This window comes from Trichocoleus sp. FACHB-90 (genome assembly GCF_014695505.1).
GTDB classification, from domain to species: Bacteria; Cyanobacteriota; Cyanobacteriia; order Cyanobacteriales; family FACHB-T130; genus Funiculus; species Funiculus sociatus.
Window position 1 is genome coordinate 1 of sequence record NZ_JACJOK010000063.1, and the last position, 19,571, is coordinate 19,571.

Here is a 19,571-nt window from a genome sequence, read left to right on the forward strand (position 1 = left end):
TTTCTGATTACTTTAGCCCGTCGTTTAGGCTGTCGCACTGTTCCCGATTGTATCCGCGATCTTGCCAATCAGGTTCACCAGGTTTTTCTCTGGCTAACATGAAACCACCCTGCCTTTAAATTTTAGCGAAGGGGTTGATCCTGAAATCAAAACTCCTGCCATAATTTGCCTTCACCAGGGTTTTATCACAGAGGGGCTGGGGACTGGGAAGAAGGGACTAGGTAAGACTTTTTCCTCTTCCCCAATCCCCAATCCCCAATCCCCAATCCCCAATATCACCCATTCAGGTGAATCAGCTAGGGGAATCTACTTAGCTTTGCCAGGGCGTACCTTAAGAAGTAATTCAAGCTTTCATATCAAGTTACTATCCAATAAATCGGGAGCTAAAACCATGCTCAAAGCAATAAATCTGTCTCAAGGTGGATTCAATCGGCTTTGTCTTGCTACCCTGTTAGCACCGTTAACGCTAGGATTCGCCATGTTAACAGGAGCGAATTCACCCGTTAACGCTAGACCCTCAGTAATTATACGGAATCGCCCTACTTACGTAATTCCACGGCCATCAACTGGCAACTGGATTTACGGCAGTCCCATCCCCAGTCCGATTCCTGTAAACCCAGTAACGGGTTTTTCTAACAATTACTATTCGGATTACTATCCGGGTTACTATCCGGTCAATCCAGGCTTTTCTGTCAGGGTGAATGGGGGAGTCTTCAACTCGCCACTCATCCGAGTGAATCCACGGTTTAATGATTTGCGCCCGATTAACCCAGGGATTATTAGACCACGGGTATATCAAAGACCTTTTGTTTCGCCAAGGCGGATTATTATTCGTTAGGGATTGGGGATTGGGGACTGGGGATTGGGAATTGGAAGGACTCTTACCTAGTACCTTCTTCCTAGTACCTAGTCCCCAGTCCCCAGCCCCTAGCCCCCAGTCCTCAAGCCATAAACTCGGAAGCGATAATCATCGACCCGATACCAGCGTCGGTGAAAATTTCTAATAGCAGTGCGTGGGGGATGCGACCATCAATGATGTGTGCAGCATGAACGCCTTGGGCAAGACTACGCACGCAACACTTCACCTTGGGAATCATTCCCCCGCCGACTACACCAGCCTCAATCAAACGCCGCGCTTCGCCGATATCTACCTTGGGAATGAGGGTGGATGGGTCTTTGTAATCCTGTAAGATTCCTGCTGTATCTGTGAGCAAAATCAACTTCTCTGCGCCCAAAGCCGCCGCAATTTCCCCAGCTACGGTGTCAGCGTTGATGTTATAAGCTTGCCCAGTTTCATCTGCCGCAACGCTGGACACTACGGGTATATAACCGCTATTAACCAGAGACTGCAAAAGCTTGGTATCTACACTGGTAACTTCCCCAACAAAGCCAATACCCTCGGCACCTTCTGGGCGGGCTTTGAATAAATTGCCGTCTTTGCCGCAAAGTCCTACAGCATTGCCTCCAGCCCGGTTAATCAGGGAGACGAGTTCTTTATTCACCCGACCGACTAAAACCATTTCCACAACATCCATTGTGGGAGCATCGGTGACGCGCAGACCATTTTTAAATTGTGGCTCGATTCCCAGCTTATCCAGCCAAGAGTTGATTTCCGGGCCACCGCCATGTACTACAACTGGGCGCAAACCGACGCAGGATAAGAATACGATGTCGCGGATTACTTTGTCTTTGAGCGAGCTGTCTTTCATGGCAGCGCCGCCGTATTTGACGACAACGGTGCGACCAGCAAATTGCTGGATGTAGGGTAGTGCTTCGCTTAGCACTCGCACCCGCGTGGCTTCAGCCTTCAGGATGTATTCGCTATCGTTGATCATTACTTGGCAGAATCAGGCTAGTTATTGTTTTTAGAAGTTTAGAACATAGGTGCCTCTGCGAGGCGTTTATTTGCAGGTGTTTGAAGATTCAATATTTCAATCTCTAATCATAATTTATACCTTTAGTCTAGGTAAATTCTACACCAAATTAGGGATAGGTTTAATGACCGTTATTGCTTGGAGGTCGCTTCTTGAGAACTGTGGGAATCGCTTCTATGATTTGCTTGGCGATTTGTTCGGGAGTTTGCTCTTGGCTAATGGATATTTGCAGGTCTGCTTGCGCGTAGAGTGACTGGCGTTGGTGGAAACGGTTTTCCAATTCGGTAGCTAGGTCAGCGTTTTTTAACAAAGGTCGGGTGGTATCGTTTTGCAGACGGGCGACTAAAAGTTCTATTGGTGCGTCTAGCCACACTACTAGACCGTATTGCAGATAGCCCCAATTTTCTAAGCGCAGGATAATGCCGCCGCCAGTCGCGATCGCTAACCTGGTAAAAGCTGACATTTCCTGTAGCACTTTGCTTTCCATCTGTCGAAAGCTGTCTTCACCGTCACTGACAAAAATATCGTTAATGGATTTACCAGCAGCTTTCTCAATTACGCTATCGGTGTCCACAAAACCATAACCCAGCTGCTGGGCAAGTAATTTTCCTACGCTGGTCTTCCCAGCACCCATCATCCCCACCAGATAGATATTGATGCCCTTGAGCGATTCCCTAACTTGACGATTATTGTTTTCCATATCTATAAATATTAAATTCTACAAGCGATGGCTTCGCCTCGGCTAAGAGCCTACGCTTTCAAACTTTCGCAATCAACTCCAGAAAATAGAATTGGTCTTTCGCTTTCCCATTACCTATTACCATATATATCAAAATTTTGTAAGACTACCTCTTTCAAATTTCGTAGTGGTTGCCACTTTTCCACAAATCCACCCCGCACACAGCTTTTCACCCAAGGATGCAAATTATATCGTGGATTGTCTATCTCCAAATCTTGTAAATCTTCAATTAAATACCATCGTCGCAGATCAGCGATCGCTATGTCCAAATCTTCTTCTAGCAACTTCCAATCTTTAGACAAATCTGCTCTGCTGACGCTTACATCACTCCCAGCTATACAACGCAGTACGCTCTGTGCTGGCACACCGATTCGCTGCCAAGTTGCCTCCAGACAGAAGCGATAGAATGTTTCAACTGGTCGGCTGGTCGCTGAAAGTTCCGACAATACTGGCTCAAGTGTCCGAACGTGAAAAATACGCCCAACCAAAAAATGTAGCGCTAGCGGTGCGCCGCAAGAAAACTCATGCAATTGATGTAACTGTTCATCACTTGCCTGTCTGAGTATCGCTAGATTATTGTATTTTGCCTCATCAGCTAACAAAATGTGTGACCATTTTTCTTCAAGCCTTGGAACTTCAATTAATCCTAAGTATGGAGGTTTGAACCTAAGTCTACTGGTTAACAGCGCTCGGCTGGGGTTAAGCATCTTGACAAGATTCCCCACAATATTCTCAATTTGTGCAGTTTCAGCGTTGTCTAATACGAGTAGCAGCTTTTCTTCTCTAAGACGCTGGGGAACTTGCTCTACAGGGCAAGCTAGCTGATATGCTATTTCCTTGATAAATTGCTGCCAACTAAAAGATTTAAAAGGCTTTTCAAAGCTAATATAACCATCAACTAATTCGCTTTGTCGAGCCGTAACCCATAGCACATCACTAAATAGATTTCTTTTAAGTGCTTCTTTGGCAACCAAACTCGCAGCTTCCGATTTTCCATACCCCGGACTGCCAGTAAGCGAGAGGATAGATACTTCATTCGGATCGCAAATCCGCTGTAATATTTCTTCAATTAAGTTATCTCTTCCCCACACACTCCGGCAGCGAGTATTTGGTATAAATACCCCTATTTGGCGTTTTGAGTTCTCATTTTGTGGCGTGGTGGCTGACGTTTTTAGCTCTGGCTGCGATGAAGAACATCCGACAACAGGAGTTGCAAACGAGCAGTTTTGAGTAACTACTAACTCCCTATCGGTTGTGTCTTGAACCTGCTGGTATAAGTCTATCGATTCATCGTATGAACAGTTGAGTAACAGTTGACATAAGCCGTTGGCAATCCGATACTCGCAGGTGTGGCGACTATCTGATTCCAAAATAGCTCGTAAAGCTTGGCGTGATGGTTCAGGTGTATCGAGTTGTTTCCGCCACGCGCTTAAAAAGTCTTGTATTAGGGCCCGGTTGCCATTTGGCTTATATCTTTTTTTGAACTCATCATGTAGCTTTTGCTTCAAACTCCCGGATAAATAAACGTTACTATTACCTCTTTTGATTTCAGATGCACCAGTCATAATAAATACAACTAAACCTTATTAAGACTCTGCCTTAAGAAATAAATTTGGATTTCTATAAATTAACCCAATGTTATTAATATATCTGCTTATGAAACCTTTATGTTAACTTTAAATTTCTTTTAAATTAACTTTAAATTACCGTAAGCTACATTCAGTGATGCTACTGTTGCTTAATAAGGCTAAATCGTAAAATCCCAGTGATTCCACTTAGGTTGATAAGTTTTTGGGGGTGCTACCCATGAAGAGTAAGGTGATTAATATCCGTGAAGTTGTCCAACAGGCTATGACGACGGGCTATCTTACCATCGCAGCCGAGGAGCAACTGCGGAGGCTTTTAACCACGAAATATGGCTTAGAAGATTTCAAAGCCTTTATGAAGTTGCAGCAAGCAGCAATGGAGGGTCGGGTTCGCCAAGAGTCTCGCGAATTAGCGCGACAAGAGCAGCTTTCCCGGCAGAGTTTAAGAGCTTCATAGCCAGACAAAAATCTGGATGGTTGAGGTTAATAGCTTTCAACAATCAAAAATTTACTATTGATGAGTCCTCCAAGAATTATTTTCCTATGCGTCGCTGGGAGGATTAATTAATACTAGGCTGATTAAGAAAGCAACAGATTTAGCAGTTATTTCTCCCTAAACTTACTCAACTAATTTTTCCGCTAGATACGCTCTGACTACTGGTACAAGCGTGAAGTTTGTTAAGTTTTTCTCCAAAAGCGATCGCCTCCGCAAAGATTCAATTGCTTCCATCTGTTCCCGTTTCGATATTCCTGGTGCAATCTCCTCTTGCAAGGCACCTACAGAAACAGACTTGTGACGAATTGCCAGCCAGTACATTACTTTTTTTTCTATATTCGATAAGCGCTCAAAATGTCTATCTAGTAAATCGCCGATATCCCCAAAAACCACAATTTCTTTTAATAAAAAGTCTGTAATATTACCGTTGAAAATATCCTTAATTGTCGTCGCCACAATTTTGAGAATTAACGGATTACCGCTATAACGGTTAATTAAAACTCGGCATTCTTCTGGATCGCCAATCAAACCTTTGAGTTGCAACAGTTCTTGTGCATTGGATACTGCTAACCCCCGCAATTCAAGACAGCGAACAGGTAGGTTTGCGCCTTCGAGTGCGGCAATTTCTTTGGGTTTTTCCCGACTGGTGAGAATACAACAACTGGGATGGCGTTCTTCTCCTAAGCGTCGAAATAGTTCTCCATACACCTGATATTCGTAGCTATAGTAACCAGCATTTTTGCCACTGCACAAAACCGCTTCAGCTTGATCCAGAATCAGCAAACAGCGGCGACTTCGGATATAAGTCATCAAGCGAGAAATTCTCTCTTCTGCTGATGCACTGTCTACTGTTTCTTGTCCTTGAGACAGAAATTGAATCAAAGAAGCCACCAGATCCTGAATCGGTGGCGCATGACGAAGCGATCGCCAGATGACAAACTCAAAATTTTCGCTTATTTGTTCTGCCAACTTTACAGCAAGAGCAGTTTTACCGATTCCCCCCATTCCTAGCAACGCCACCAAGCGGCAGCTGTCATTAACAATCCATTGTTCTAGAGTTGCTAGTTCTTCTTGAGAACCATAGAAGTCTTCTACATCTATAACTTCTTCCCAATCTTGGTGCTGATCAGCAACTACTGTAGACTGTAACGTCTCCTCTGTCTCGCTTTGATTTTGTTCTGGCAAATTAACAGATTCAGTTTTATATCCTGCTTTGGAGAGCAAGTTAGTAACGCGGCTCCAGTTCTTTATCTTTATTGTGTCGCCAGTCTGACGAATTAGAAGTTCCTGAATATATTTATATAAACCATTGGATAAATAGACTCTAACGGCACTCGAAGTGCGACTTTTGTAGACAGTATCTGCAATTTCGGCAGGAGAGTAACCACATAGTAAGCCTCTCAAGAATTTTTTTTCAACTGGTGTCAGGCTTCTACCTTTGGCAGAAGCTAAGTCTATGTATAGCTTTTCCAGATTCCAGTTATTTGCCGCCTCTTGAAAATCGGCTTCCTGTTCATTAACAGTTGATTCCATTCCCCTGCGTTGCCATCCCAATTCAAGATTGCCAACGCCTGATTTTAACTGATTAATTATGAAATACTAACGAACTAACGATAAAGTTATAACGAATTTAATAACGTCTGTTAGGTGTAGTTTACGTAATCTTTTAGTTATCCTTAATTTTATGGAGACTTCATCGAACTTTCATCTAAACTTTATTAAATATTTACAGGGTGTGGAGGGAAAAGGAGATGAGGCTACGGTTTTCCTTGAGTTTAGACAGTTGTGGCAGTTTCAGCTACGTAAGTGGTATCTTCCCCCGTTCTCAGATATGGCATCCGCAAATCTACTTAAGCGAGTTGAGCATTTAAAAAATCGGTGTTTGCTCTTGACGTTTTTCTAGGTAATAACCACATGATGCTAATCCGTGAACTTGTCCAACAGGCTCTAGCCATCGGCTACTTAACGATAGAAGCTGAAGAACAACTGCGACAGCTGCTCAAAAAAAAGTATGACAGAGAGGATCTGAACGCCTTTATGACCTTACAGCAAGCGGCTATGGCTGGACACGTAAAGCAGCAATCCCGCGAACTACTACGCTCATAAGCATTTGGGATCTTGAACAAATCAAGCATAGAACGGTGAAATTGTCAATTCCGATTAGGAGCGTGGCTAGGGGTCACGCTCTTGGCTTGTCGCTGCGCCAATCATCCTCAAAGTTGTCTTCTTCCTCATCTTCAAATCCCCAGTCATCCTCATCCTGATTGGTTTCCGGGGTGGGTGGTTGATAGGGCGGCGTAATCACGCGGTAATTGGCGTCATAAACCGCCTCAGTTTTTCCAACGCCGGAATTCTTTGGTTCCCGGTAGCTATAAGAATAGACTGAGCCAGCTCGTGAGGCGCTTTTTGGTTCTTGCCTAACTTCGTACCTCGTGCGGTCTTCTTCGGGAAAATTTTGAGGACTGGTGTCTGCGGCGGCTGGCTTCTCGTCAAAATCCCACTCATCGTCATCACTTGTACTGGTATCCTCTTCCCAGTCATCTTGATACGACTCGGTGTTTTTAGTTTCCGGCGGTGGTGGAGGGGGAGGGGTGTAAGGGGTTTGTTGAGTATAATCCCCAGTTTCGCGCCGTCGCGAGTTAGAACGAGTTGATTCGACTTCTAGTTTTTCCAGTTTGCGGATGCGCGATCGCAAAGGACGTTGTTGCAGATAGCTGAAAAATTGCAACAAACCGCTAACGATCACGCCAGATGCGATCGCTACCATTATCCACACCGCTAGCGGTAGCGCCTGCGTCCTCGCCCCGAAAAACACTATCGACAACGGCGACAAGTTTTGAATGGCAAATAAAGCCAGAGTTCCCAGCAGCAAAAATACCAGCAAAATCCGCATAATCTATTAAAAATGAGAAATTAAAAATTAAGACTATAATTTCTATTTTCCTTCCCAGCGGTTAATTGGGATGCAATCAATGTCCAGCTGGTCTAAAGCACGAGCTACAACAAAATCCACCAAGTCTTCAATACTTTGGGGATTGTGATACCAAGCTGGGATAGCTGGAACAATTCTAGCGCCTGCTTCTGCCAAAGTGGTCAGGTTACGCAGATGAATCAGGCTGAAGGGCGTTTCTCGTGGCACAATAACAAGTTTACGTCCTTCTTTAAGTTGTACATCGCTTGCCCTCTCCAGCAGGTCGGAACTCAAACCCGCCGCCAGCTTTGCCACGGTACTCATACTACACGGCATGATTACCATCCCCAGTGTGCGGAAGGAACCGCTAGCAATATTAGCTCCCACATCGCTCCAAGGGTGACAGCGTAGTTTACCTGCTAGTTCTACCCCCGCTTGCTGTCGCCAAAATTGTTCCTGTTCTTCAGGGTTAGGAGGCATTCGGATATTTTGTTCTGCCTGCCAAACTATATAAGTAGATTTAGAGGCAACCAGTTCAATGCTGTATTGTGCTTCTAGCAGAAATTTCAAAGCACGGACAGCATAAATTAAGCCAGAGGCACCAGTGATGCCTAAGATTAGAGGCAAAGTGTTTTTAGTCATTAGTTATTGGTCATTTCAAGTAGGGCTAATGGCAATTAGCCATTAGCCATTAGCTATTAGCTATTCATCCATTTCACCCGACTCGCCGTTTTCTCCCTCTATATCTTCATTGCTGGCTTCGCTACCGCCGCCGACGATTACAAGGTCAATTTGTTGACGGTAGTAATCAACGCTTTTAACTTGGACTTCCACGCGATCGCCTAATCGATAAGAAACGCGGCTCTTACGTCCTACAAGACAGGCGTGGCGGGAGCGGAACTCATACCAGTCATCTTTGAGCGAACTGACGTGTACCAGTCCCTCCACCAGCAAATCTTCGATTTCCACAAAGAAACCGTAAGATTGGACACCAGTAATTAACCCCTGGAAAACCTCCCCGGTGCGCTCCTTCATCAACTCAGCTTTTTTGAGTCCTTGGAGATCCGCTTGGGCATCTATGGTAAGCTTTTCTCGCTCGTTGAGATGCACAACCAAACCAGAAAGCTGCGCTTCCAACTCTTGCTGCGCGTCTGGCGGTAAGACATTCCAGTTGATATTACCGTGAGAGGAACTATGGCGGAGATTCACGCTATCTTTAGCACGGGTAGTACGGCGATCGCGTCCTTTCTCAAACATCTCCAGCAAGATCCGCGAAACCATTAAATCTGCGTAGCGCCGCAAAGGTGATAAACAGTGAGTGTAAGGAACATCTTCCTGTTCCCCCGCACCCAAAGCTAAACCAAAGTGAGAGCCACCAGTCGTGCTGTAAGCACACGGTTTAAGCGTAGACTGTAATAGATATGTCAAAACGCGCTCCGACCCTGAAGCAGCGAACATCTGAGTAAAACGTTGATAATCCCGTGGTGTGACTACATCTTCCTGTTCCAGACGTAGATCCATCCTCAGATTGCTTGCTAACTTCATCAATTCTTGGACATCCTCTGTATCTGGGGGTGCCTGAACGCGATAAATTGCAGGTAGAAACAGCCCTTGCAGGTGAGAGGCTACTGCTTGATTGAACAGCAGCATCAACTCCATTACCAGAGAACGAACTCCTCCCGAAACTACGATCGCTCCGAGAGTTCCTTCATCGGTGTAGTGTAATTGAGTACCGGGCAGATTTAATTCAAATCCTCCCCTAGCAAATCGTTGCGCTTTCACAGCTGGACTCAGCTCAAAGAATAACTGACTGAGCATTTCCATCACTGGGGGGTCGGCATCCTGATGGCGATCCAAAATCGCCTCAGCTTGTTGGTAACTAAGCTGCGTGTCCACCTGGATGACGCTGGGGTGAATCTCATACTCCACCAACTGCCCAGAAGCTGAATCTATGGTAAATATGACTGAGAGGGCTAACCGATCTTGACCAGGCACCAAAGAGCAGCGACTTGCGATCGCATCCGGTAGCATTTGCACCACCATATCGCCCAGATACACCGTCATGCCTCGCTTGCGGGCTTCCCGATCCAGTGGCTCGTCCGGCTGGACGTAGTGGGCAACATCAGTGACGTGAATGCCTAAGTGCCACTGTTTATCCTCTGTTTTCTCCAAGGTGATTGCATTTTCTTGGTTGTAACCACCATCAGGTGCAAAGGCGAGGGTTAACAGAGAGCGTAAATCTTTACGCTGCTTTAAATCCTTTTTCTCTAGCTTTTGTGGCAACGCTTCGGCTTGTGACAGCACATCTGCGGGAAAACTCTGAGGTAAATCGTGCTTGCAACAGACGATATCGGTGTCAGCTGCTGCTTCCGCATTACTGCCAAGGATGCGAGCGACTTTGCCTACTGGCGGTTTTGTCGCCAAGGGGTAGCGCAGGACTTCTACGTGTACCAGGTAATCAATAGCATCCGCCAGGTTCTCGGCTGAAACCAGGTCAAGTTCAAATAGTAGCCGATCGTCTAGAGGAACAGCGCGAAAGCCGGTTTCGTTTTGCTTAACTCGTGCCAATACCGAGGGATTTGCCCGTTCTAGAATTAGCCGCACTTCCCCTTCTGGACTTCGCTTGCGGTTTCCTTCTTTGGTAACTTTTACCAGTACGCGATCGCCATTCCAAGCTGTCGAGAGATGGCTCTCCCGCACATAAATATCCTCAGAACCCTCTACCTCCTGAATCGCAAAACAAAAGCCCTTACTGGAACAGCGCAGTTTAGCTTCTACCACGTCTTCTTCATAGACGCGCCTATACTTACCACGCTCTTTGATTAGAATTCCGATTCTCTCCAAAGCATCCAGGGCAATCTGTAGTTGATTCAGACTCGCCTCATCGTGGCAACCCATTTTTTTTTCGAGTACCTTGGGAGCCACTAATTTGTCATCAGAAAAATTTGAAAGTAGTGTAGCGATTGAAAATTCCATGTACCTATTAGTTTGCCTCCGCCATAAAACAATTCTTTGTCCTTAGTTATTAGTCATTAGTTCTTAGTTTCTAGTCTTTAGTGCGCGCATTCCTTGTCCAAAGTCCATGACTAATGACTAATGACTCTTCGTCTTTGTGTTTTTACCCTGATGTGGCAGCTGCACATCCGTCGTGTTGTTATTGCTGCCTTGCTGTTAAGTTTGTTGTGGCGCGTTTTTCACCTTACAGTAAACAAACAACCGTCATCTCTAGAGAGTGCGATGCGATCGCATAAGAAGAACACAAGCAGAAGACTTTAGTCTTTCTCCAGACGTGCTTTGAAACACATTTAGACAGACTTTGGGCAACAGACAGCTTAGTTTCCTAGTCTTGTACCAGACGTGGATTTATCGCGTCTTTTAAGTCCGCACTTGGGCGCTTTTGGGGTACATCGCTCTCTTTACCATTCTGGAATCCCGCAAGCAGCTTCTGTAAAGCAGCTGTCCTGAATAATATCTCCGGTTCTAATCGGCGTTCAGAACCAACCAGTTTTTACGAGAGTCGGTGCTTGACGACGAGAACGACGAAAAGCACTTTGACCCACTGCTTTTTCCTCTGCCGCCAACCGCTGTGAAACGGACTCGGTGACGAAGCGAAGGTAGAGGGCAGTAGAGAATGGTTTTATACCTAGCGATGAACAGTCTCTAATTATTTTAGTTTCTTTAGGCACTAAAGAAAATCCGTTTTCTTAGCAGCGTACTATACTTAACAAAAGATGGGAGCTACAAAATCCCACTAGGTTTAGGGGTGGGAATGTTTATGTTTTCTCTATTCCGAGTTCGTTATCCCTTAGGTAGCCTGTCCACCGAGTTACTGACCATTCACGAAGGAAAGTATGTGGTTCGGGCAGTTGTTCAAGTCGAAGGTATTACCCTGGCAACAGGTTTGGCGGCGGCTCCAGAAGTTGAGCTGGCAGAAGATAAGGCAACAACTAGAGCGCTGAACCTGTTGGGAATGGCACCAGCAACAGCAACACAGTCTGCTGCGATTGAAGCGCCAATAGAAACCCCCAAACCCGAACCAGTCACGCAAGAGCGCGTGGTACAGCCGAACCCGATGGGAAGTCACTCTGAGACACTCAGCGTTAATGACACCCCTGAACTTGCTGCGTCACAACGACCCCGTGCTGTCCCTTCTCCGGCGGCGTCACTCCCGACTTATGATGTCGTCCCGTTTGCCGATGATGAGTTTTCTCCGGCTCAAACTGAGCTGTATGAGGAGGATGCTTTTGTCGAGACACCGGAAGAGGTTTCTGGAGGGTTGTTTGGCAGTCAGTTCAATTCTACGGGGACAAAGCCTGGTTATCACTCCAGTAATAACGTTAACAGCGCCAGAAAAGTAGACGATTTAGGCGCTCCCACGACGGCCGATGTGTCATGGGGTGGCACAACTCCGGCTGGCGAGGAAATTGACTTGCGGGATGCGATTGGCAAAATTACAATCAAGCTCAAGGAATTGCGCTGGAATAAAGATCAGGAACGCGATTATCTAGAGCGAAGTTTTGGCAAGCGCGATCGCAATCAACTAACAGAAAAAGAATGGCTGAAGTTCTTAGACTATCTAGAAACTTTATCCCAAACTACTCACGAAATTAAACGCTTAGGCTGGAATAAGGATCAAGGACGCCAAGGACGCGATTATTTGCAGCGTACCTACGGCAGACCAACTCGCGCCGAACTCAACGAGGAAGAATTGCTGGAATTCCTGCATTATCTTGAATCCCAGCCAACGCCTGAAAATTAACAAGGGTGAATTGGATTCGGTATTAGGTTCCTATTGTATCCCAAAGCACGCTTGGAGCCTGCTTTGAGCATTTCTAGCTTCTGGCTAGAAACGAGATAGGGGTGGGCTAAAGTAAACCATAGTTGAAGGGGGGAGCAAAACAAGAGCTGGGCTGTTCGTTCGCTCCCCCTAACAGAAGTATGATTTTTAATTGGTGGCGGTCATCGCCGAGGGAGTGCGGTTAATCACCTGGTCAATCAGTCCGTACTGCTTTGATTCCTCAGCCGACATGAAGAAGTCCCGCTCCGTATCTTCCTCGATCCGTTCAATAGCCTGACCTGTATGTTGAGCCAGATACTCATTTAAGCGACGCTTGTGGTAAAGGATTTCCTTAGCTTGGATCGCGATATCCGTGGCTTGACCTTGAGCGCCGCCTAGTGGCTGGTGGATCATAATCCGGGAATGGGGCAGACTCATCCGCTTACCTTTGGCACCAGCGCTGAGGAGAAAAGCGCCCATACTGGCAGCTAAACCGACGCAAATGGTGCTGACATCGGGGCGAATTTGATTCATCGTGTCAAAAATGCCCATGCCTGCGGTGACGGAACCGCCGGGAGAGTTGATGTAGAGGTAAACATCTTTTTCCGGATCTTCGGCATCTAGAAACAGCAGCTGAGCCACGATTAAGTTGGCGAGGTCGGAGTCAACTTGTTGTCCCAAGAAGATGATGCGTTCGCGCAGCAGCCGGGAGTAGATATCAAAGGCGCGTTCGCCGCGACCTGATTGTTCGATTACGGTAGGAATCATTACGCCAAGCCTGTTATCGTGATTTTTCTTAATTTTAGCGATTAGAATGCTGAAATCTCTTGGCGGGTTTCCGTATGCGTTGCGCGATCGCCTTAAAAAACACTGCCAACTCTAACCAGAGTCCCCAGAACCGATAGGATCAAAGTGGCGCTATGCCGACGCGATTGTTTTAAAACTGCACTTTCTAGTACACAACATGAACCTGGTTGCACTTCAGAATGGGTTGGATAATATCTCGTTTGCTGTCTTGTTTGTCACGATGCTGATTTACTGGGGAGGGGCGGCTTTTAATAACATTCCTTACCTACCAGTATTGGGAACATCGGGGATGGCGATCGCGAACCTCTGCATTGCTGCTTTACTGAGCGCACGTTGGCTGGAAGCTGGCTACTTCCCCTTAAGCAATCTCTATGAATCCTTATTTTTTCTGGCTTGGGGGATTACCACAATTCATCTAATTGCGGAAAATATGAGCAAGAGTCGCTTAGTGGGCGTTGTCACTGCACCAGTGGCAATGGGCATCACCGCTTTTGCCGCCTTGACTTTGCCATCAAGTATGCAGTCGGCAGAACCGTTAGTTCCGGCGCTAAAATCTAATTGGCTAATGATGCACGTCAGCGTCATGATGCTCTCTTATGCAGCGCTGATGGTGGGTTCGCTGTTAGCGATCGCTTTCCTTGTCGTTAGTGGCGGGAAAAACATCGAACTTCGCGGCAGTTCCGTCGGAACTGGTGGATTTCGCAGTAAGGACGAAAGCGATCGCCCCTACCGTCTACAAAAAGCAAGCGATTTGGTACTTCAACCACAAGGGGAAGCTAGCAACTCATCTTCTGTCAACAGTGTTTTTGAAAGCAATGGCAGCGCCAAAACCGCCGTTCTCGATTTAGCCAACCCACAAACCTCTCAAAAAGAGGTAATTAATGACGCTGCCATCCTGTCGCCGCAGCGCCTGAATCTCGCCGAAACCCTAGATAACATCAGTTACCGCATCATCGGCTTAGGATTTCCTCTGCTGACAATTGGGATTATCGCTGGTGGTGTTTGGGCAAATGAAGCTTGGGGGTCATACTGGAGTTGGGACCCCAAAGAAACCTGGGCGCTGATTACCTGGCTGGTATTTGCTGCCTACCTCCATGCCCGCATCACCAAAGGCTGGCAAGGGCGACGACCAGCAATTTTGGCAGCAACAGGATTTGTAGTAGTCTGGGTCTGCTATCTTGGGGTCAATCTGTTGGGCAAAGGACTCCACAGCTACGGTTGGTTCTTTTAAGCTTTTTGTTTGTTGGCGGAAAGAACGTTGGAAGGTTGGAAAGTTGTTAGAACCTGACAACGTTTCAAATTGACAACTTGACAATTGGGTGACACCTGACAACTGACTAATCACACTTTGAAAAAATTAAGCCGGGGGAGATAGTTGTGGATAATCAATTCGACTCATTATCAAAAGGCGAAGTTCTCTCTGTTGATGATTCTGCCCAAATTTTAATTGGACACCGCACCTTCAGAGTCGGAGAGTTCGCAGAAGCCATCAGAACCCAATTGGAATATGGGTTAGGTGGATGGACAGAAGAAAAAGATGGTTGGTTTAGCGAACAAGGCATCTCTTGTGAGGTGCTGAGATTTGGTTCTAACGGCTGGCAAAAAGGAAAAGTGAGATTTACTCTGGAATTTTCTCCTGAAGATTCAGATGCACCACAGCCACCAGCTACGAGAGCGAGCCAGCCAGTACAAGTACGACAGGCACCGCCATCAGCAGCCATCGAAGAGGATGAGCTAGTCGCAGCACCGACAGCCTTTATTTATGAAGAAGAGGTCATCTTGGTAGAGGGGCCATTCGCTGAAGATGAGCTGGATTTGTCAGGGACACCAGTTTTCGATGAGAATGAACTAGATTTGGCAGAGACACCAGTTTTCGATGAAAATGAGCTGGATATGACAATTTCACCAGTTTTCGATGAGGATGAACTGGATTTGTCAGGGACACCAGTTTTCGATGAAAATGAGCTGGATATGACAATTTCACCAGTTTTCGATGAGAATGAACTGGATTTGTCAGGGATGACAGGAATGCAGGACGATGAGCTGGACTTTGCAGAATTATCCCAAAACAATGACCCGGAAGACAACGCAGCCGACTCGCTGCTTGACGATGTGTGGCAAGACATGAACCAGGGTAATTGGCAAAATCAATAACATTGTTTATAGCAATTCATAGGGACATGACATTCCCATGTCCCTACCAAGGTGGCGATAACGCCAGAACCGCGATATATTCCACCAAATTGAGAAACGCTATAAGATGTCAAGCGATCGCATAAGCGAAAGTAGCCTTAGACTTCAGTCTGAGGCTACACAAATTTTTGAGAAGCGATCGCGAAATTTATCTCTTGTCTATTCTCGTTCCCAACGAGGATAAAGCAGGCTATAAGCTGCGAGTGCGATACTTTGAAGATATAGTTACCAACACATCTGTTGTTTATGGAGCCATACTCTTTACCCACAGAGCTGATTTTGACGCATCCACGTCAGTCTCTCGGCAACCTCGATCTAGATTGGACACCGCAACCGGGTAACTATCTAGATGTAGCAGGTAAAACTTACGCTGTTTTAGAACGTCGCCACCGCTACCAGTACAAGGCGGGACGCTATCGATTACATAAAATCGCGCTTTACGTGCAGTCAGCGCAACGTCCGACAGAGAAAAGCTTTGTAAAGGGGCGCTGGGTAATTGGGGATGCTAGATGCCGCTTTAATGCTCACTCAGAACTAATTCGCTGTGCAGTTAATCCAGAGGGGCCATGCGATCGCTGTCGTTCATTTGAAAGTGCTGAGTGCTAAGTGGGAAAGAGTAAGAGTTATTAACTCATAACTCAAAACTCTCCAAAACTTCCCCCACCGCCAAACGAGTGCCATTGGCAAAGTCCCAACCAGACTGAGCGCGTTTTCCAGATAGCTGCACTTCCCGCAGTAGCAACAGTCCATCCCCGGTTTGAACAATGGGCCCCATTCCCTTGACAATATTCACCACTTCACCGGGATGAACTGAAAGGGAAGATAAGGCTTGGCATTCCTGCTGTAATGCCTCTAATTCTGGTGGTAATGACCCATAAGCCGAGCCAAGGGGAGCAGTAGCGATGATTTTGAGAGGATTACCCCGAAATCTCGCCACACAGTCCGGGAAAAATCCTCTGATTTGGTTGTGTAATGCGATCGCTTCTTTCGACCAATCGAGAGAATAATCCGGCTTTTTAATCAGCGGCGCATATGTCGCCTCAGAAGCATCTTGGGGGATTGGTTCAATTTCTTGATTCAGCTTCCGGAGAGTTTCCACTAACAAATCTGCTCCCACACCAGCCAACCTTTCTTGCAAATCTTGGGCATTGTCCAAAAGCCCAATCGGAGTAGAAGCTTTCAAGAGCATAGCACCAGTATCCATCCCCGCATCCATCAGCATCGTCGTGATTCCGGTTTCTATCTCGCCATGATAGAGACACCACTGGATCGGCGCAGCACCCCGATACTTCGGTAAAATCGAGCCGTGTACGTTGATGCAACCCAATGAAGGCATATCCAGAATTTGTTGGGAGAGAATCTGTCCGTAAGCAACAACCACAAACACATCAGCCCCCGTCTCCTGTAGCTGGGTCAGAGTTTCCTCGTCTTTTTTTATCCGCTGGGGTTGCCAAACTCTTAGCTGATGTGATAAAGCTACACTTTTTACTGGTGAAGGCATCATTTGATTGCCGCGTCCCCGCCGCTTATCCGGTTGCGTGACAACGCCCAAAACCTCAAATTCTGGATTGCTTAATAGCCTTTCTAAAGTCGGTACAGCAAACTGTGGTGTGCCAAAAAATATTACTTTCATTTAATTGGGGGCTGGGGATTGGGGACTGGGGATTGGGGATTGGGAATCGTTATCTTAATCCTAAATCATTCGTTAAATGTTATGTTTCTCTTCTTCCGCGCTCTTTTTATATTCACGGTGTATTAATATTTATAACTCATTTATCATTGCTATAATTACTTACTTAATAACTAACTAATGATATCAAATTCGTGGAATTGCCCATAATAAAAACACCTCTATATCAATTATTGTAGAAGTTATAAACCTCTCTCTTTTATTTTTCTGCGCCTCTGCGGTTCGTTTTCTTACGAATGAAACAGGACTGCTATAGAGAGGTTTTGACGGAACCCAAATTCTCCCATCCCCTAATAGAACAGAAGTTCCCTAACAATGATGGACAATTGACCGGGCATGATATCACTAATGACTAATAACTATTAATTCAATTCGGCGGTTGCGCTGTCGGTTGGTATCGCTATCATTAATTACCAAGGGAAAACTTTCGCCATAGCCAATAACAACCATACGGTATTGCTTACCCAAAGCGGTAGATAAATACTGTTCAACTGTTCCAGCGAGTAAAAAGGATTTTTCGGTATTATCTTTGGCTTCCCCAGCGTCATCAGTGTGGGCAGCAATATGAATTGTCGCATCTTGGTAATTACGCAAATCAGCGATCGCTGCGTCCAAAATCACGGGGGCCTCTGGGAGCAAAACTTTCTCAGTGCCTTTAAATAAACTATCCGTGGGCAGTGTTACTTTCAAGGCATCCGATGGCGATCCAGATACAGAGGCGGTTGGTTGACTGGTATTAGGAAGGCTTTTGCCTTGAAGTTGCCCTTCGATTGCAGCTAATCGCGCTTCTAGGGGAACGTTAGCGCGATCGCTACCAAGTTGAGTTTCCAGGTTGCTAGCGCGATCGCGTATTCCCTGTAAATCAAGCTGCAACTTTTGTAACTCAGATTGTAGTTGTTGTCTTTGCTCTATGCTGAGCTGTGACGGTATCATCCTAACAGCAGTCGATGACTGCTTCTGTTTGAGGCGTAGCACTTTTACCACCAGAGGCACTTCTGCATTTAAGTCAGGAAATAACGTGGCAACAACGATGCCAAAAAGTCCAGCCAAACCACCCCCAACCAAAAGTAGCAGCAGTCGCCACCCTAAAGCCTGTATAAATCGACCCTTGCCCCTAGATTGGCGAGGGGAAGTATTAGCCTTAGCAAATGTTGCGTCTTCTGTCACCTGTTTTTCCCACTTTCCTCCACAACAGAGTAGCACTCGCTAATGTCAACGAGGTTATTCTTTTATGCTGATGTGTATCTTCTCCCCCTCCCTGTTTGTGGTGAATGACCCCTGAAGCGGGATTTAAGGTCAGATAATAAATTTTTTAAAATCTTTTGTCATTTATGCCAGGTTTTATGACATATACATATACGTATAGGGACGCTGCACTGTTCCTTAGGCGTTGCTCTTCACACAAGAAACGCTGTTTAGCAACAAACCCCTAATCGATGTTGAAACGCCTCTTCCGCTCAGTATGGTTTTGCCCCGAACCATACCTTCCTCTCTTAGCGGCTGCGCTGCTGATGGCTCCTAGCTCATTTGCCTTGGCTAGCACAGCTGCGTCTACAATCGCACGTCCCTCACCTATGCAATATCCCCAGTCGTCAAAGGAAGTTCGTGAAGCTGCCCCCGAAATGACTCCCCAAATAGCTCAACTTGGAGTGCAGATCGATCCCCTCGATAGTCCTCACCCCATCCCCTGGAATTGGGTATTGACAACCCATACGGAAGTCAGCACCAAGGCGGGTTCTGGTGTGCGCTACTATCGCAGTCCGTCCTTAGTTTCTCCGGATGGTCAGTACGCAGCCTACAGTCGGATTAAGATGGAGGTGCAGCCGGATTTATTCCGCTCCCGCGTTACGAGTGTGATGTTTTTGGAAAATTTGCGGACAGGGGACTTAAGGACGATCTCAGCATCTTCTCCCTTGGCTGACAATCCTTTTGTCAGTAACGAAGAAGCCGATATGCCAGGGATAATCGCCATTTTGATCCCCGTTTCTTGGTCTAAAGAAGGCGATCGCATCCTAGCACGGCAATTTGAAGGTCTGTTTAGCACCTCTGATGCCTCTGACTACGCCGTTGTGTGGGATCGTAAGCAAAATCGCACTACCACAATTGCGCCAAATAGGAATGATTACAGCAACGCTGTCTTGTTAGGTTGGAGTCGCACCAATCCCGACCAAGTTCTCTTTCGCGCTGGCGAATTGGGCGAGGAAAACTGGCCTTTATGGGCTGTTGATCTCGATGGTCAAACTTTAGCCGCCATCGAAGATCAACCTTTGGTGTTTGGTCAAACAATTACCCATTCCTGGGCAGGGCCGCAAGCTCATTACTAACGTTTGTAATTTTGAGTTTTGAATTAGCATTTAATTCAAAACTCAAAATTTTTATGTTTTTGGTTAGATATTTTTATTAATAGATAAATTGCGGAAAACCAAACGACCAAAAAAGGTATTATTAATTATTATTTTGCTTCTGAGTCTATTAATTGGGACTTCAGGAGGATATAT

The 19,571-nt window shown here is 46.1% G+C and carries 20 protein-coding genes; 9 read left to right on the forward strand and 11 right to left on the reverse strand.

Going from position 1 to position 19,571, the window contains the following annotated elements:
- Positions 1-391: 391 nt before the first annotated feature.
- Complete coding sequence (locus H6F74_RS18800; protein ID WP_190443729.1) at positions 392-838, forward strand: hypothetical protein; 447 nt, start codon at positions 392-394, stop codon at positions 836-838.
- Positions 839-941: 103 nt separating this feature from the next.
- Here H6F74_RS18800 and argB read toward each other — a convergent pair whose 3' ends face one another.
- The 3 genes from argB to H6F74_RS18815 all read right to left on the reverse strand — a co-directional run bounded on the left by argB (position 942) and on the right by H6F74_RS18815 (position 4,178).
- The gene (gene argB / locus H6F74_RS18805; RefSeq protein ID WP_190425558.1) at positions 942-1,835 is read right to left on the reverse strand and encodes an acetylglutamate kinase; all 894 of its coding nucleotides are present in this window, start codon (positions 1,833-1,835) and stop codon (positions 942-944) included.
- Between the two features lie 160 nt (positions 1,836-1,995).
- Positions 1,996-2,574 carry a shikimate kinase gene (locus H6F74_RS18810; RefSeq protein WP_190443730.1) on the reverse strand — a complete coding sequence of 193 codons (579 nt, stop codon included), beginning with the start codon at positions 2,572-2,574 and terminating at the stop codon, positions 1,996-1,998.
- A 110-nt stretch (positions 2,575-2,684) separates the two neighbouring features.
- Positions 2,685-4,178 carry an NB-ARC domain-containing protein gene (locus tag H6F74_RS18815; RefSeq protein WP_190443731.1) on the reverse strand — a complete coding sequence of 498 codons (1,494 nt, stop codon included), beginning with the start codon at positions 4,176-4,178 and terminating at the stop codon, positions 2,685-2,687.
- A gap of 253 nt (positions 4,179-4,431) precedes the next feature.
- Here H6F74_RS18815 and H6F74_RS18820 point away from each other — a divergent pair, with 253 nt between their 5' ends.
- Positions 4,432-4,656 (forward strand): hypothetical protein, encoded by a 225-nt coding sequence (locus H6F74_RS18820; protein WP_190443766.1) that lies wholly within the window; start codon positions 4,432-4,434, stop codon positions 4,654-4,656.
- Positions 4,657-4,818: 162 nt separating this feature from the next.
- Here the strand turns inward: H6F74_RS18820 and H6F74_RS18825 are convergent, their stop codons facing one another.
- The gene (locus H6F74_RS18825) at positions 4,819-6,228 is read right to left on the reverse strand and encodes an NB-ARC domain-containing protein (protein WP_190443732.1); all 1,410 of its coding nucleotides are present in this window, start codon (positions 6,226-6,228) and stop codon (positions 4,819-4,821) included.
- A 381-nt stretch (positions 6,229-6,609) separates the two neighbouring features.
- Here H6F74_RS18825 and H6F74_RS18830 point away from each other — a divergent pair, with 381 nt between their 5' ends.
- Positions 6,610-6,801, forward strand: coding sequence for a hypothetical protein (locus tag H6F74_RS18830; protein ID WP_190443733.1), 192 nt, complete (start codon positions 6,610-6,612; stop codon positions 6,799-6,801).
- Positions 6,802-6,874: 73 nt separating this feature from the next.
- Here H6F74_RS18830 and H6F74_RS18835 read toward each other — a convergent pair whose 3' ends face one another.
- Genes H6F74_RS18835 through H6F74_RS18845 form a run of 3 tightly spaced genes read right to left on the reverse strand, consistent with a single transcriptional unit; the run spans position 6,875 to position 10,582 of the window.
- Positions 6,875-7,588 (reverse strand): LapA family protein, encoded by a 714-nt coding sequence (locus H6F74_RS18835; RefSeq protein WP_190443734.1) that lies wholly within the window; start codon positions 7,586-7,588, stop codon positions 6,875-6,877.
- Positions 7,589-7,630: 42 nt separating this feature from the next.
- A complete protein-coding gene (locus H6F74_RS18840) occupies positions 7,631-8,248 on the reverse strand; it encodes a flavin prenyltransferase UbiX (protein ID WP_190443735.1) in 618 nt (205 codons plus the stop codon).
- Positions 8,249-8,308: 60 nt separating this feature from the next.
- Entirely contained in the window at positions 8,309-10,582 is a 2,274-nt protein-coding gene (locus tag H6F74_RS18845; RefSeq protein WP_190443736.1) for a ribonuclease R family protein, read from the reverse strand.
- 120 nt (positions 10,583-10,702) lie between these two features.
- Between H6F74_RS18845 and H6F74_RS18850 the strand changes: the two genes are divergently transcribed.
- Positions 10,703-10,882 (forward strand): hypothetical protein, encoded by a 180-nt coding sequence (locus H6F74_RS18850; RefSeq protein ID WP_190443737.1) that lies wholly within the window; start codon positions 10,703-10,705, stop codon positions 10,880-10,882.
- Between the two features lie 215 nt (positions 10,883-11,097).
- Here H6F74_RS18850 and H6F74_RS18855 read toward each other — a convergent pair whose 3' ends face one another.
- Complete coding sequence (locus tag H6F74_RS18855) at positions 11,098-11,292, reverse strand: hypothetical protein (RefSeq protein ID WP_190443738.1); 195 nt, start codon at positions 11,290-11,292, stop codon at positions 11,098-11,100.
- Positions 11,293-11,381: 89 nt separating this feature from the next.
- Here H6F74_RS18855 and H6F74_RS18860 point away from each other — a divergent pair, with 89 nt between their 5' ends.
- Positions 11,382-12,365: a hypothetical protein gene (locus tag H6F74_RS18860; protein WP_190443739.1), complete on the forward strand. Its 984-nt coding sequence runs from the start codon at positions 11,382-11,384 to the stop codon at positions 12,363-12,365.
- A 186-nt stretch (positions 12,366-12,551) separates the two neighbouring features.
- On the opposite strand, the gene clpP is transcribed toward H6F74_RS18860, so the two are convergent.
- A complete protein-coding gene (gene clpP, locus H6F74_RS18865) occupies positions 12,552-13,151 on the reverse strand; it encodes an ATP-dependent Clp endopeptidase proteolytic subunit ClpP (RefSeq protein ID WP_190443740.1) in 600 nt (199 codons plus the stop codon).
- A gap of 196 nt (positions 13,152-13,347) precedes the next feature.
- Between clpP and ccsB the strand changes: the two genes are divergently transcribed.
- The 3 genes from ccsB (at position 13,348) to H6F74_RS18880 (ending at position 15,989) form a co-directional block, all read left to right on the forward strand.
- Positions 13,348-14,421: a c-type cytochrome biogenesis protein CcsB gene (ccsB, locus tag H6F74_RS18870; protein WP_190443741.1), complete on the forward strand. Its 1,074-nt coding sequence runs from the start codon at positions 13,348-13,350 to the stop codon at positions 14,419-14,421.
- A gap of 146 nt (positions 14,422-14,567) precedes the next feature.
- Positions 14,568-15,344 (forward strand): KGK domain-containing protein, encoded by a 777-nt coding sequence (locus tag H6F74_RS18875; protein WP_190443742.1) that lies wholly within the window; start codon positions 14,568-14,570, stop codon positions 15,342-15,344.
- 285 nt (positions 15,345-15,629) lie between these two features.
- The gene (locus tag H6F74_RS18880) at positions 15,630-15,989 is read left to right on the forward strand and encodes a DUF6464 family protein (RefSeq protein WP_190425518.1); all 360 of its coding nucleotides are present in this window, start codon (positions 15,630-15,632) and stop codon (positions 15,987-15,989) included.
- Positions 15,990-16,014: 25 nt separating this feature from the next.
- On the opposite strand, the gene fmt is transcribed toward H6F74_RS18880, so the two are convergent.
- Together fmt and H6F74_RS18890 are read right to left on the reverse strand one after the other, a co-directional pair.
- Complete coding sequence (gene fmt, locus H6F74_RS18885) at positions 16,015-17,016, reverse strand: methionyl-tRNA formyltransferase (RefSeq protein WP_190443743.1); 1,002 nt, start codon at positions 17,014-17,016, stop codon at positions 16,015-16,017.
- Between the two features lie 402 nt (positions 17,017-17,418).
- Positions 17,419-18,240, reverse strand: a complete 822-nt coding sequence (locus tag H6F74_RS18890) for an OmpA family protein (RefSeq protein WP_190443744.1) — start codon at positions 18,238-18,240, stop codon at positions 17,419-17,421.
- A gap of 269 nt (positions 18,241-18,509) precedes the next feature.
- Here H6F74_RS18890 and H6F74_RS18895 point away from each other — a divergent pair, with 269 nt between their 5' ends.
- On the forward strand, positions 18,510-19,397 hold the full coding sequence (locus H6F74_RS18895) for a hypothetical protein (RefSeq protein WP_199298088.1): 888 nt from the start codon (positions 18,510-18,512) through the stop codon (positions 19,395-19,397).
- Positions 19,398-19,571 lie beyond the last annotated feature (174 nt).

Excerpts from the sequence above, each read along its gene's own strand:
- clpP (WP_190443740.1), bottom strand. The coding sequence starts at position 13,151 with ATGATTCCTACCGTAATCGAACAATCAGGTCGCGGCGAACGCGCCTTT.
- H6F74_RS18825 (WP_190443732.1), bottom strand. The coding sequence starts at position 6,228 with ATGGAATCAACTGTTAATGAACAGGAAGCCGATTTTCAAGAGGCGGCA.
- H6F74_RS18810 (WP_190443730.1), bottom strand. The coding sequence starts at position 2,574 with ATGGAAAACAATAATCGTCAAGTTAGGGAATCGCTCAAGGGCATCAAT.
- H6F74_RS18850 (WP_190443737.1), top strand. The coding sequence starts at position 10,703 with ATGACTCTTCGTCTTTGTGTTTTTACCCTGATGTGGCAGCTGCACATC.
- H6F74_RS18880 (WP_190425518.1), top strand. The coding sequence starts at position 15,630 with ATGGAGCCATACTCTTTACCCACAGAGCTGATTTTGACGCATCCACGT.
- H6F74_RS18800 (WP_190443729.1), top strand. The coding sequence starts at position 392 with ATGCTCAAAGCAATAAATCTGTCTCAAGGTGGATTCAATCGGCTTTGT.
- H6F74_RS18840 (WP_190443735.1), bottom strand. The coding sequence starts at position 8,248 with ATGACTAAAAACACTTTGCCTCTAATCTTAGGCATCACTGGTGCCTCT.
- H6F74_RS18830 (WP_190443733.1), top strand. The coding sequence starts at position 6,610 with ATGATGCTAATCCGTGAACTTGTCCAACAGGCTCTAGCCATCGGCTAC.
- ccsB (WP_190443741.1), top strand. The coding sequence starts at position 13,348 with ATGAACCTGGTTGCACTTCAGAATGGGTTGGATAATATCTCGTTTGCT.
- H6F74_RS18895 (WP_199298088.1), top strand. The coding sequence starts at position 18,510 with ATGTTGAAACGCCTCTTCCGCTCAGTATGGTTTTGCCCCGAACCATAC.
- H6F74_RS18815 (WP_190443731.1), bottom strand. The coding sequence starts at position 4,178 with ATGACTGGTGCATCTGAAATCAAAAGAGGTAATAGTAACGTTTATTTA.
- H6F74_RS18845 (WP_190443736.1), bottom strand. The coding sequence starts at position 10,582 with ATGGAATTTTCAATCGCTACACTACTTTCAAATTTTTCTGATGACAAA.
- H6F74_RS18860 (WP_190443739.1), top strand. The coding sequence starts at position 11,382 with ATGTTTTCTCTATTCCGAGTTCGTTATCCCTTAGGTAGCCTGTCCACC.
- H6F74_RS18835 (WP_190443734.1), bottom strand. The coding sequence starts at position 7,588 with ATGCGGATTTTGCTGGTATTTTTGCTGCTGGGAACTCTGGCTTTATTT.
- fmt (WP_190443743.1), bottom strand. The coding sequence starts at position 17,016 with ATGAAAGTAATATTTTTTGGCACACCACAGTTTGCTGTACCGACTTTA.
- argB (WP_190425558.1), bottom strand. The coding sequence starts at position 1,835 with ATGATCAACGATAGCGAATACATCCTGAAGGCTGAAGCCACGCGGGTG.